Source organism: Streptomyces sp. NPDC058257 (genome assembly GCF_042881845.1).
Classification (GTDB): Bacteria; Actinomycetota; Actinomycetes; order Streptomycetales; family Streptomycetaceae; genus Streptomyces.
The window spans coordinates 25,082-37,328 of sequence record NZ_JBHVXJ010000012.1 but is presented as its reverse complement, the minus strand read 5'-3'; the positions used below and the strand labels follow the sequence as shown (position 1 = coordinate 37,328).

Here is a 12,247-nt window from a genome sequence, read left to right as displayed (position 1 = left end):
CCCCTTCGCCCCGTCGTGATGCCCCCGTAAGCGCCCCCACCTGGTGAGAGGTGAATCACTGAACGGCTGGGTATCGACAAGGTAAGGCTCAGTTAAGTTAGGTCCGCCTCACCGCACGTCGGCATCATCCGTGAACCGTCTTGGAGCCCCTATGCGCCCCGTCCGCCTCCCCGTCGCCACTGCCATCGCCGCAGCGGCGGCGCTCACCGCCGTCACGGGCTGCACCGAGAAGAGCGACGCCAAGGGCGGCGGCAACACCGTCGAGGTGACCGCCACCGACGACAAGTGTGAGGTCTCCACCACCAGGCTTCCCGCCGGGCACGTCGAGCTCGCCATCGAGAACAAGGGCTCCAAGGTCACCGAGGTCTATCTCCTCTTCCCCGACGACCGCATCGTCAGCGAGCGCGAGAACATCGGCCCCGGCACGAAGCAGAAGCTCACCGCCGAGGTGAAGGCCGGGTCGTACGAGATCGCCTGCAAGCCCGGCATGAAGGGCGACGGCATCCGCCAGAAGGTCACCGTCAGCGGCGGCAAGACCGTCAAGCGCGACCCGCGCCTGGACAAGGCCGTCGCCGACTACCGCGCCTACGCGCAGGAGCAGGCCGACGCGACGCTGCCCAAGGTGAAGCTCTTCACCGACGCCGTCCGCGAAGGCGACGCCGAGGCCGCGAAGAAGGCGTACGCCAACTCCCGCATCGGCTGGGAGCGCACCGAGCCGGTCGCCGAGTCCTTCGGTGACATCGACCCGAAGGTCGACGTCCGCGAGGACGGCCTGGAGGAGGGCCAGGACCTGGAGAAGGACTGGACGGGCTGGCACCGTCTGGAGCGGGCCCTGTGGAAGGACAAGAAGATCGGTGGGCGCGAGAAGGAGCTCGCCACCCAGCTGGACAAGGACCTCACGGACTGGCAGAAGCGCGTCGGCAAGGCGGAGATCACCCCGACGTCCATGGCCAACGGCGCCAAGGAGCTCCTCGACGAGGTCGCCACCGGCAAGGTCACCGGCGAGGAGGAGCGCTACTCGCACACCGACCTCGTCGACTTCAAGGCGAACGTCGAGGGTGCGCAGAAGGCGTACGGCCTGCTCAAGGCCGTCGCGTCGGAGAACGACCCGGCGCTCACCAAGGAGCTCGACAAGCAGTTCGCGGCCCTGGACAAGCTGCTCGGCAAGCACCGCCGGGGCGGCGGCGCGGACTCGTACACGTTCACGTCGTACGACAAGGTCGGCAAGGCGGACCAGAAGGAGCTCCAGGACGGCGTCAACGCGCTCGCGGAGCCGCTGTCGAAGCTGGCCGCCGCCGTCGCCAAGAGCAAGTAGCAAGTAGCAGGTAGCAAGTAGCGGCAGGGGGTATGGGACCGATGACCGAGACCACGAGCGGCAGCGACAGCAGCGGCGGAGGCGGCAGCAGCAGTAGCGGCGGCAGTGACAGCTCGTCCGCGCCGGATCGCGGCGACGCCAACTCCGTTTCCCCTTCGAGGCGTTCGCTCCTCGGCTGGGGCGGCGCCGGGCTCGCGCTCGGTGCCGCCGTCACCGGGGGCGCCGTCGCGGTGGCCCGGTCCGGGGACGAGGCCGTGCCCGCGTCGTCGGCGGGCGGCGCGGTCGCCTTCCACGGCACACACCAGGCGGGCATCGCCACCGCCGTCCAGGACCGGCTGCACTTCGCCGCGTTCGACGTGAAGACGGACGACCGCGAGGAGTTCGTACAGCTCCTCAAGGACTGGACGGCGGCCGCCGCGCGGATGACCGCGGGGCACGAGGTCGGTGAGGGCGCCTACGGCGGGCTCACCGAGGCGCCGCCGGACGACACCGGTGAGGCGCTGGGCCTCAAGCCGTCCCGGCTCACCCTCACCATCGGTTTCGGGCCGGGTCTCTTTGAGAAGTTCGGGCTCGACGACCGGCGGCCGGAGGCTCTCGTCGATCTGCCCAAGTTCCCCGGCGACAACCTGGACAAGTCCCGTGGCGGCGGCGATCTGTGCGTACAGGCCTGTGCGGACGACCCGCAGGTGGCCGTGCACGCCATCCGCAACCTCGCCCGCATCGGCTTCGGCAAGGTCGCGGTGCGCTGGTCGCAGCTCGGCTTCGGGAAGACGTCCTCCACGACGCCGGGCTCGCAGACGCCGCGCAATCTCTTCGGCTTCAAGGACGGCACCCGCAACGTCTCGGGCGATGACCGTTCCGCGCTGGCCGAGCATGTGTGGGTCGGCGAGAAGGACGGGCCCGGCTGGATGGCCGGCGGCTCGTATCTCGTCGCGCGCCGCATCCGTATGAACGTCGAGACCTGGGACCGTACTTCGCTCGGCGAGCAGGAGGACGTCTTCGGCCGCGACAAGGGCAGGGGCGCACCGGTCGGCAAGGCCAAGGAGCACGACGAGCCGTTCCTGAAGGCGATGAAACCGACCTCGCACGTCCGGCTCGCGCACCCGGACACCAACGACGGCGCGACGATCCTGCGCCGCGGCTACTCCTTCACGGACGGCACCGACGGCCTCGGCCGCCTCGACGCGGGGCTCTTCTTCCTCGCCTACCAGCGTGACGTCCGTACGGGCTTCATTCCGGTGCAGCGCAACCTGGCGCGCTCCGACGCGCTCAACGAGTACATCCAGCACGTGGGTTCAGCGGTCTTCGCGATCCCGCCGGGCGTCCGCGACAAGGACGACTGGTGGGGCCGGACGCTGTTCAGCTGAGGGGATCTGACGGACATGTTCGGTAATTATCTGATCGGGCTGCGCGAGGGACTCGAGGCCAGTCTGGTCGTCTGCATTCTCATCGCGTACCTGGTGAAGACGGAGCGGCGTGATGCCCTGCGGCCCATCTGGATCGGCATCGGCGTCGCGTGCGCGCTCGCGTTCGGCTTCGGCTGCGGGCTCACCTTCGGTTCGCAGGAGCTGACGTTCGAGGCGCAGGAGGCGCTCGGCGGTTCGCTGTCGATCGTCGCCGTCGCGCTCGTGACGTGGATGGTCTTCTGGATGCGGCGTACGGCCCGTCATCTCAAGAAGGACCTGCACGGCAAGCTGGACGCGGCGCTGCAGATGGGCACGGGCGCGCTGGTCGCCACCGCGTTCCTCGCCGTGGGCCGTGAGGGCCTGGAGACCGCGCTGTTCGTGTGGGCCTCGGTGCGGGCCTCGGGCGACGGTACGCACGGTCCGCTGATCGGCGTGCTCCTGGGCCTGCTCACCGCGATCGCGCTCGGCTGGCTGTTCTACAAGGGCGCGGTCCGCATCAATCTGGCCAAGTTCTTCACCTGGACCGGCGCCATGCTGGTGATCGTGGCGGCGGGCGTTCTCGCGTACGGCGTCCACGATCTGCAGGAGGCGGAGTTCATCGGCGGCCTGCGGAACAAGGCGTTCGACATCAGTGCGACGATTCCGCCGGACAGCTGGTACGGCACGCTCCTGAAGGGCGTCTTCAACTTCCAGCCGGATCCGACGGTTGTCCAGGTCACGGTGTGGCTGCTGTACCTGATCCCGACGCTCGCGTTCTTCTTCGCCCCGGTAGGGTTCGGGCCCGGGAAGGGGAAGGTGAACGCAACGCATGAGCAGGCTTCCAAGGCAGCGCACTCCGATGCGGGGCGGACGGCGGCAACGGCCGGTCCGGTACGCGATGGTGGCGTCGACGGTGACCGTACTGACGGTGACGGCGAGCGGGTGCGTGACGGTGCACGGGGAGCGGGAGGTCATCCCGTCGGCGACGAAGGCTGAGGCCGACCGCGCGCTGAAAGACTTCCTCACCGCGTACAACAAGGCCGAGAAGGCGTACGACCCGGCCCTGGACGCGGCCCGGGTCACGGGCCCGCTGAGCGCCATCAACCAGGCGGGCCTGAAGTCTCGCGGCGCGCGGAGTCCGGGCGGCAACCCCAAGCAGGTGCCGCTGGAGCTGACGGACGCGAAGTTCTCGATCCCCAAGAAGGCCGGCTGGCCCCGGTGGTTCGTCGCGGACACGAAGTCCAACCGCAGGGGCGATCTGCGCTGGCTTCTCGTCTTCACCAAGGGCGGCAAGGACCAGCTGTGGGAGGCGTCCTACCTCAACCTGGTGTCCCCCGACAAGATGCCCGAGCTGAAGAAGGACAAGGACGGCTGGGCGGAGCCGGTCGAGCTGAACTCGAAGGCCCTGGCCATGGCGCCGAAGAACCTCGGCGAGCAGTACACGACGTATCTGAAGTCGGGCGGCGACGCGTTCGAGCCGGGCGACCACACGTCGCTGTGGAAGGCGGCCCGCGACAAGAACACCAAGCGCCGCGGCTTGGCCATCCAGTACATCGACGAGCCGCGGAACGACGGAACGTTCGCTCCGGTGGGCCTGCGCACCCAGGACGGCGGCGCGATGGTCTTCTTCTCGACGCATCACTACGAGAAGCAGACCGCCGCGAAGGGCGTGAACCTCACCGTGGATCCCGACGTGAAGCCGCTCCTCAAGGGCGACGTCAAGCAGTCGGTCACGCTGGAGCGCGTCTCCAACCAGGTCGTCATCGACCCGGCGGGATCGGGCAAGGTGTCGTTCCTGAGCCGCATCCAGGGTCTGACGGGCGCGCGGGGCGAGTAGGAACGGCCCCGCGGCGGCCGGGCGTCAGCCTCTCGACGGCGAGGCGTCAGCCTCTGAACGACCAGGTGTCAGCCTCTGGACGGCCAGGTGTCAGCCTCTGGACGGCCAGGCGGCGACGTCGTGCTGGGGCTCGCCCGCCACGCGGGCGCATTCGTCGGTGAGCGTCTCCAGGAGCGTCAGCGGGTCCGGAAGCTCGTGCTCGGGGCCGCGGATCCAGCTGACGGCCAGATCGCCGGGCAGCCGCGCGGGCGGCACCAGGACGTACGAACCGCGGCAGTGCCAGCGCAGACCGGGGTGTTCGTTCGTCGTCTCGGGGTGGCAGTCGAGCTCACAGGGCCACCACTCGTCCTCGTCCTCCGGGGTGCCACGGGTGAGCGTGAAGAACAGCATCCGCCCGTCGTCCATGGGGCCCTCGGACTCGGCGACAGGGCCCACGTCGATGCCGTCGGCCAGCAGCCTGGCGAGTGCCTCGCGCCCGGCGGCGAGCGGCACGTCGAGGACGTCGTGCACCATGCCCGTCGCGGTGATGAAGTTGGCCTGGGGCTGGTGCCTGGCCCAGCGTTCGATCTGCCCGCGGTCGGTCGTGGACTGCGTCTGCCAGGCGAAGGAGATGGGGTGCCTGGCGGGGGTCGGACATCCAATGCGGTCACAGGAACATCGGTACGCGGAAGGGTGCGCGGCCGGTGAGAGCGGCAGGCCCGCCGCCGCCGCGGCGACCAGGAGGGCCTCGCGGTCCGCCTCGTCACCCGCCGTGTCCTCGGGTCGGGGACGCCGGCGAAGCCACTGGGAAATCCTGCTCTGCCCGCCGGAACGGCGACCGAACTCCGCGCCCATCTATCCCCTCACCTCGCATGTGTGCCGAGAAGCATGTCCCATGGTCGCACCATCCTGCTCCTCGGGGGGCCAGAGCCCACATCCGGGGTAGCTGGGGTGATGCAAGGCGCAGGGTGACATCGCGCGTCATTGCGTACTAACCGGTGACATACCCCCCTACCGTGTTCGGCATGGTCACCAGGACTGTCCTCACCGGACTATCGGGGCTCGTGAGCCTCACCACACTGGCCCTCGCCGCACCGGCCGCTCCCGCGGGCCCCCTCGCCCCGCTCGAATGGGGCGGCGGCCCCCTGACGGTGGAAGCACTCCCCCACGTCACCTACACCGCACACCGCGGCGGCGCCCTGGAGGTGCCGGAGAACAGCATGTCCGGCCTGGTGGCGGCGTACGAACGCGGCACAGCCCAGGTCATCGACGCCGATACGCGGATACTGCGCGACGGCACGCTCGTGGCCATGCACGACGCGACCCTGGACCGTACGACGACGTCGACGGGGCCGGTGGGCTCGCTCACCCTGCGCCAGTGGAAGAAGGTCAGGCTGCGTCCCGGTCCGGGCCTGCCCGGCAGTTGGCGTTCCGAGCGGCCACCGACGGTCGCCGAGATCCTCGACCGCTTCGGCGGCCGGATCGTGCTGATGCTGGAGGCGAAGGATCCGCGCGGTCTGCGGTCGCTCGGCAAGCTGATCCGCGCACGGGGCCTGACCCGCTCGGTGTTCGTGAACTCCAACGACCCCGGCGTCGCCCTGCGCGCGCACCGGATGGGCCTGCTCTCGCAGGTGTGGCGTTCCAGGACGCAGATGCGCACGGACCGGCCCGAGCGGTGGGCCGGGTACGTGGACGTACTGGACGTGGATCACAAGGCGCGGGACATCGATCTCCTGCGCGCGGTCAACTCCGGGGTCCCCCGGGTGTGGGCGCACACGGTGACCACCCCGGGCCAGCGCGACCGGGCCCTGCGGCTCGGCTGCAACGGCGTGATCACGGACGCGCCGGGGCTGCTCGCGCGGACGCCGGCGAAGGGCACGAAGGGCGTGAGCGCCGCGGGCCTGCGGGAACGGCCGCCGGTGAACCCGGTGTGATCAGCGGGGCGCGATTCCGTAGAGGGCGTACTCGACGAGCTTGTCGCCGTACTCGTGCGTGAGCGGTCCCGTTCGCTGCAGCCAGCGCTGGGCGAGCGGGCCCGTCCACAGTTCCAGGGCGATGCGGGGGTCCACCTCGGGCGCGACCTGGCCCGCGTCCTGGGCGATCCGCAGGCGCTTCACGTAGAGCTGGAGCGAGGGTTCGAGGAACTTCTCCACGTACTCGGCGCCGATCTCGTCGTTGAGCATGCCCTCGGCGGCCAGTGCCCGGTACGGCACGTCGTACTTGGGGTTCTTGAGCTCGTCGATGGTGGCCCGCACGACGTACTTGAGGTCGGCCTCAAGGTCCCCCGAGTCCGGAATCTCGTACTCCAGCTCGTGGCCCGCCGCGGTGCTCGCCTCCACGCCGGCCTGCTGGCCAAGGTCCAGGAAGGCATCGAGCAGGACGGCGCCCTTCGACGGCCACCAGCGGTAGATCGTCTGCTTGCCCACGCCCGCACGGGAGGCGATCGCCTCGATCGTGAGCTTGCTGAAGCCGACCTCGGAGACCAGGTCGAGGGCGGCGTCATAGATCGCGCGGCGCGAGCGTTCGCTGCGGCGCTTGGAGTCAGGGGCGGATTTCGTGGCCATGCCGTCGAATGTAGCAGCGAACGAGCCGAGACGTACCGTCTCATTAACGCTTGACAAGACGCACCGTCTCGCTCAAAGTGGTCAAGGAAGCGAGACGAGGCGTCTCGTGGAATGTTCTCGCAAGTTCTCGAAAGTTCTCGAACCGGAGGTACGCACATGACGCGAGGCGGAGCAGGAAACATGCTGGGCGTGGGCGGTACACGCACCACCCTCTCCCGCAAGGCGCTGCGCGGCGGGGGCCGGGGCGGCCAGGTCGGCGGCGGGCTCAGCCCGCAGGAGCAGAAACGTGAGCTGCTGCGCAAACTGCGGGAAGGCCGCTCGGCGCGCGACGAGTCATGAGGCCGGGACGCGGATGGCGTCCTGACCATCCGCGGCCCCGGGTTGACCACTCGTCGAACCACCCGTTCAGATCACAGCGCGAGGGCTCCTCAGACCGCACCATGGGCACAACTGACCCGCTACGGGCAGGAACTGACCACCGCGGTACATGAGGAGCCCTCGTTGATTCGATTTCCTCGTCGCGCCACACCCCGGCGCTACCTGATGTGCTCACCGGCACACTTCAAGGTCACGTACTCCATCAACCCATGGATGGACCCCTCGAAACCGGTCGACGTGCCCCTGGCCGTCGCCCAGTGGGAGGACCTGCGCGACCGCTACCGCTCGCTCGGCCACACCGTCGAGGAGCTCACCCCACGTCCGGACCTGCCGGACATGGTCTTCGCCGCGAACGGCGCGACCGTCATCGGGGGCCGCGTGCTCGGCGCGCGGTTCGCCTACCCCGAGCGCGGCCCCGAGGCCCTCGCCCACCTGGAGTGGTTCCGGGAGCACGGCTTCACGGACCTCCATGAACCCACGCACGTGAACGAGGGCGAGGGCGACTTCGCCGTCACGTCCTCGTACGTCCTTGCCGGACGCGGCTTCCGGGCCAGCCCCCTGTCGCACGGGGAGGCGCAGGAGTTCTTCGGCCGCCCGGTGCTCGGACTCGACCTCGTCGACCCCCGCTACTACCACCTCGACACGGCGCTCGCGGTACTCAGCGACACGGGAGACGCGAGGGACGACATCATGTACTACCCGCCCGCGTTCTCGCCGGGCAGCCAGGCGGTGCTGCGGCGCCTCTTCCCCGACGCGCTGATCGCCGAGGAGCCGGAGGCGGTGGCCCTCGGGCTCAACGCGGTCTCGGACGGCCTGCACGTGCTGCTTCCGCAGGGCGCGATCGGCCTCTTCGCACCGCTGCGGGAACGTGGTTATGAACCCGTCGGCATGGATCTGAGCGAGCTGCTCAAGGGCGGCGGCAGCGTGAAGTGCTGCACGCAGGAGCTGCGCGGCTAGGGCCTCTGGGCGTGGGCGGGGAGCGTTGGCAACCGACGGCAACGCCGCAGATGCGCGTGCCCGGGCCCTCGCGGGCCCGGCCTGATCCGAACGAGAGGCCCTAGGGAGCGCTCCCCTGGCTCCCCTGACCCTCCTGGCTCTCCTGGTGGGGCGGCCAGGCGTCGCCCCACTGCGCGTCGCGGGCCGCACGGTACAGCGGGCCGTGGCGCTTGGTCACCGTCTCCCGGTGCAGCGTCTCGTCCGTCGCGCACAGGTCGAGCAGGACCTGGCCCTTGCGGATCTGCGGCTTGCGCACGACACGCTTCGGCGCCGGTTCGGCGTCGAAGCGGACGGCGGCCACATAACTGAACTTCTCGTCCTCGTACGGGAGTGAGCCGCCCTTGACCTGCCGGTGCAGGGAGGAACGGCTGACGCGGGCGGAGAAGTGGCACCAGTCCTCGCCGGGCACGATGGGGCAGGCGGAGCTGTGCGGGCAGGGCGCGGCGATACGGAACCCGGCGGCGATCAGCCGGTCCCGCGCCTCGATGACGCGCAGGTAGCCGTCGGGGGTGCCGGGCTCGATGATGACGACGGCCTGAGCGGAGGCTGCCGCCGCCGCGTCCACGACCGAGCGGCGGTCGCTCTCCGTCAGCTCCCCGAGCACGTACGACACCGTGACGAGATCGGTGCTCTCGATACTGAGCGCCGATCCGATACGAGAGCGCTGCCACCGCGCCGCCTTCAACCAAGGATTGACGGCGGCCAGTTCACGCCCCAGGGCCAGCGCGGGCTCGGCCCAGTCGAGAACGGTGACGGGCCGCTCCCCGTCCCAGGTCGCACTCACCGCCCAGGTCGCCGCGCCGGTGCCACCTCCGACGTCCACATGGCTGCCGGGCGCCCACCCCGCGGGCGCCGCGTCGGCGAGGGCCCCGAGCGCGGAACGCACGGCCTCGAAGGTCGCGGGCATGCGGTACGCGGCATACGCGGCGACGTCAGCACGGTCACGCAGAATCGGGGCGTCGGTCGGGGTGCGTCCCCGATAGTTGGCGATCAGCCGCTCGACGGCTTGCGCGGCCTGCTTGGGCGGCAACCCGTCGAGGAGCCCCGCGAGGGCACTGCGCAGGTTCTCGGCAGGAGATGCCGGGGAAATCGGGGCGTTCACCCCGTGATTCTAGGGTGCGTGAGGGAGCGCCCCGAAAGGGGCGCGGGACTGCGACACAAGCGGCTCCGCCGCGGGACGCGACCAGCCCCCACCGGGCCCGCGGGCAGATCACCGCACCCCGGCCAAGCGCTCAGTGAACCGCGGCCCGGGCCAACCGGGAGGCGGCCCGCGCCCGAGGCCCGCTGTCCGCGGCGCCGCGCCGCGGGTGCACCGTATTCGCCAGGAGAACAAGAAACGTGTCCGTGACGGGATCGATCACCAGCGATGTCCCCGTGAACCCCGTATGCCCCGCGGCCCCGCGTCCCGCGAGCTCCCCCATGAACCACGCCTGATCGACGCCGAAACCGAGCCCCGGCGGCGTCAGCATCAGCTCCACGAAGTCGGGGCCGAGGATGCGCGCCTTGCCGTACGAGCCGCCGCACAGCAGCGCCCGGCAGAAGACCGCCAGGTCACGTGCGGTGGAGAAGAGCCCGGCGTGCCCCGCGACGCCGCCGAGGGCCCAGGCGTTCTCGTCGTGCACCTCTCCCCGCAGCATCCCCCGATCGGCCTTCGCCCAGGGCCTGCGCTGGTCCTCGGTGGCGGCCGCGTCGGGGCGCGGCCCGAAGCCGGTGGCGGCCATGCCGAGCGGCCGGGTGATGCCCTCGCGCACGAGGACGTCGAGCGGGCGGCGCGTGAGGCGCTCCAGGACGTGCTGGAGGAGCAGCATGTTCAGGTCGGAGTAGAGGTGCTCGCCCGGCGGACTCGACGGGGCTTCGGCGCGCAGGGCGGCGAGGCGCGCCGCGTCGTCCGGGCAGTCGTACAGCGGGAGTTCGGGCCGGAGGCCGGAGGTGTGCGTGAGCAGCTGGCGCACCGTGATGCCGTGCTCGGCAGCCGCGCCGAACTCAGGGACGTACGCCGAGACAAGGGCGTCGATGCCGAGCGTGCCCCGCTCAAGCTGCTGCATCGCGGCGACCGTCGTGAACAGCTTGGTGAGCGATGCCAGGTCGAAGGGGGTGCCGGTGCGGGTCAGCACCTGTTGCGCGGGCGGGAGTTCGACACCCGCGTCCTTCTCGGGGTCGTACGCCGCGTAGCGCACCGCACGGCCCACCGCCTCCTCTACGGCGATCACCGGGCCGCGTCCGGCGAGCACGACGGCGCCGGAGCACCAAGGTCTCTCGCCGCGCGTCAGGGCGCGCACCTCGCGTACGAGGTGGCCCATCTCGTCCGTGTCGAGCCCCGCGCGGTCCGGCGTCCCGGCGCGCAGCAGGCGTGGCGCGGTCAGTGGTCCGTCCCCTCCCGGTTCGGCCTGGCCGAGTGCTGCCAGGGGCGGCACAGTCCCATGAAGCAGCCGATGGCCGCCAGGGCGCAGACGAGCTGGACGACGGCCATCGGCACGGCCGTGGCCTCGCCCGCGATGCCCACGAGCGGCGAGGCGATCGCGCCGATGAGGAAGGAGGACGTGCCGAGCAGCGCCGACGCGGAGCCCGCTGCGTGCGGGGTGCGCATCAGCGCGAGGGCGTTGGTGTTGGGCATCGCGAGGCCCATCGCCGACATCAGGACGAAGAGCCCGGCCGCGACGGGGAACAGGCCGACGTCTCCGAAGACACCCGACGTCATGAGGAGCAGCGCGGTCGCCGCGAGGGTGATCACGACGAGGCCGAAGGTGAGCGCCTTGTCGAGGCTGACCCGGCCGACGAGGATCTTGCCGTTGATCTGGCCGACGACGATCAGGCCGATGGAGTTCACGCCGAAGAGCAGGCTGAAGGTCTGCGGGGACGCTCCGTAGATCTCCTGGATGACGAACGGCGAAGCGGAGATGTACGCGAAGAGCGCGGCGAACGCGAAGCCGCCCGCGATCATGTACCCGGTGAAGACGCGGTCGGCGAGGAGCGATTTCATGGTGCGCAGCGCCTCGACGGTGCCGCCGCTGTGCCGGTTCTCGGGGGCGAGCGTCTTGGGGAGACACCGCCAGACCAGCGCCGTGAGGGCGACGCCGATCACGGTGAGCACGACGAAGATGCCGTGCCAGTCGGTGAAGCGCAGGACCTGGCCGCCGATGAGGGGCGCGACCACCGGGGCGACCCCGGAGATCAGCATGAGGGTGGAGAAGAAGCGGGCCATCTCCACGCCGTCGTAGAGATCGCGTACGACCGCGCGGGCGATGACTATGCCCGCGGCGCCCGCGAGGCCCTGCAACAGGCGGAAGCCGATGAGCAGTTCGACGGTGGGCGCGAACGCGCAGATCGCGGTGGCGAAGATGTAGACGAAGAGCCCGATGAGCAGCGGTCTGCGCCGCCCCCACTTGTCGCTCATCGGCCCGACGACGAGCTGCCCGAGCGCCATGCCGGTGAGGCAGGCGGTGAGGGTCAGCTGGGCGGTCGCGGCGGACGTGTGCAGCGTGCGGGTGACCTCCGGGAGCGCCGGCAGGTACATGTCCATGGAGAGCGGCGGGACCGCGGTGAGTCCGCCAAGGACGAGGGTGACGAGCAGGCCGGTGCGGCGCTGCGCGGCGAGGGCCCCGGCGGCGGGGACAACGGGGGCAGGGCCCGGCTCCGCTGTCCGGGACTGCCGTATGAGGGGGTCTTTGGACCCACTCGTGGTGCGGCTGCCGTGCTCCGGCATGCGGATTCCCTCCCGATTAGGCGTGCGATTACCTATGCTCTCAGCTCAGCTGTGCTGGTTGAGACCATTTCCGCGGTATGGACAGGGGCC

The 12,247-nt window shown here is 70.4% G+C and carries 12 protein-coding genes; 7 read left to right on the top strand and 5 right to left on the bottom strand.

The features are described from left to right. The first annotated feature begins 151 nt into the window (after positions 1–151). The 4 genes from efeO to ACFVXC_RS26455 are packed head-to-tail and all read left to right on the top strand — an operon-like array spanning position 152 to position 4,537. Positions 152–1,315, top strand: coding sequence for an iron uptake system protein EfeO (gene efeO / locus ACFVXC_RS26470; RefSeq protein WP_389909519.1), 1,164 nt, complete (start codon positions 152–154; stop codon positions 1,313–1,315). A 41-nt stretch (positions 1,316–1,356) separates the two neighbouring features. Beyond that, entirely contained in the window at positions 1,357–2,682 is a 1,326-nt protein-coding gene (gene efeB, locus ACFVXC_RS26465) for an iron uptake transporter deferrochelatase/peroxidase subunit (RefSeq protein ID WP_389909517.1), read from the top strand. Positions 2,683–2,697: 15 nt separating this feature from the next. Beyond that, positions 2,698–3,696 carry an iron uptake transporter permease EfeU gene (efeU, locus tag ACFVXC_RS26460; protein ID WP_389909514.1) on the top strand — a complete coding sequence of 333 codons (999 nt, stop codon included), beginning with the start codon at positions 2,698–2,700 and terminating at the stop codon, positions 3,694–3,696. Beyond that, positions 3,599–4,537, top strand: a complete 939-nt coding sequence (locus ACFVXC_RS26455; protein ID WP_389910009.1) for a hypothetical protein — start codon at positions 3,599–3,601, stop codon at positions 4,535–4,537. Before efeU ends, ACFVXC_RS26455 begins: the two co-directional genes overlap by 98 nt. A 90-nt stretch (positions 4,538–4,627) precedes the next feature. Here ACFVXC_RS26455 and ACFVXC_RS26450 read toward each other — a convergent pair whose 3' ends face one another. Further along, complete coding sequence (locus ACFVXC_RS26450; RefSeq protein WP_389909511.1) at positions 4,628–5,371, bottom strand: bifunctional DNA primase/polymerase; 744 nt, start codon at positions 5,369–5,371, stop codon at positions 4,628–4,630. A gap of 170 nt (positions 5,372–5,541) precedes the next feature. Between ACFVXC_RS26450 and ACFVXC_RS26445 the strand changes: the two genes are divergently transcribed. Then, on the top strand, positions 5,542–6,450 hold the full coding sequence (locus ACFVXC_RS26445; RefSeq protein WP_389909509.1) for a glycerophosphodiester phosphodiesterase: 909 nt from the start codon (positions 5,542–5,544) through the stop codon (positions 6,448–6,450). On the opposite strand, the gene ACFVXC_RS26440 is transcribed toward ACFVXC_RS26445, so the two are convergent. After that, positions 6,451–7,080: a TetR/AcrR family transcriptional regulator gene (locus ACFVXC_RS26440; RefSeq protein WP_389909506.1), complete on the bottom strand. Its 630-nt coding sequence runs from the start codon at positions 7,078–7,080 to the stop codon at positions 6,451–6,453. It lies immediately after the preceding gene. 156 nt (positions 7,081–7,236) lie between these two features. Here ACFVXC_RS26440 and ACFVXC_RS26435 point away from each other — a divergent pair, with 156 nt between their 5' ends. Both ACFVXC_RS26435 and ddaH read left to right on the top strand, forming a co-directional pair. After that, on the top strand, positions 7,237–7,419 hold the full coding sequence (locus ACFVXC_RS26435; RefSeq protein WP_389909503.1) for a DUF6243 family protein: 183 nt from the start codon (positions 7,237–7,239) through the stop codon (positions 7,417–7,419). Between the two features lie 165 nt (positions 7,420–7,584). Further along, entirely contained in the window at positions 7,585–8,415 is an 831-nt protein-coding gene (gene ddaH / locus ACFVXC_RS26430; RefSeq protein WP_389910007.1) for a dimethylargininase, read from the top strand. A gap of 100 nt (positions 8,416–8,515) precedes the next feature. Here the strand turns inward: ddaH and ACFVXC_RS26425 are convergent, their stop codons facing one another. From ACFVXC_RS26425 to ACFVXC_RS26415, 3 genes are all read right to left on the bottom strand, one after another. Next, a complete protein-coding gene (locus tag ACFVXC_RS26425; RefSeq protein WP_389909500.1) occupies positions 8,516–9,556 on the bottom strand; it encodes a small ribosomal subunit Rsm22 family protein in 1,041 nt (346 codons plus the stop codon). A 130-nt stretch (positions 9,557–9,686) separates the two neighbouring features. Next, positions 9,687–10,859: a serine hydrolase domain-containing protein gene (locus ACFVXC_RS26420; protein WP_389910005.1), complete on the bottom strand. Its 1,173-nt coding sequence runs from the start codon at positions 10,857–10,859 to the stop codon at positions 9,687–9,689. Beyond that, positions 10,814–12,157 carry a Bcr/CflA family multidrug efflux MFS transporter gene (locus ACFVXC_RS26415; RefSeq protein WP_389909497.1) on the bottom strand — a complete coding sequence of 448 codons (1,344 nt, stop codon included), beginning with the start codon at positions 12,155–12,157 and terminating at the stop codon, positions 10,814–10,816. Before ACFVXC_RS26415 ends, ACFVXC_RS26420 begins: the two co-directional genes overlap by 46 nt. Between the last annotated feature and the right edge of the window lie 90 nt (positions 12,158–12,247).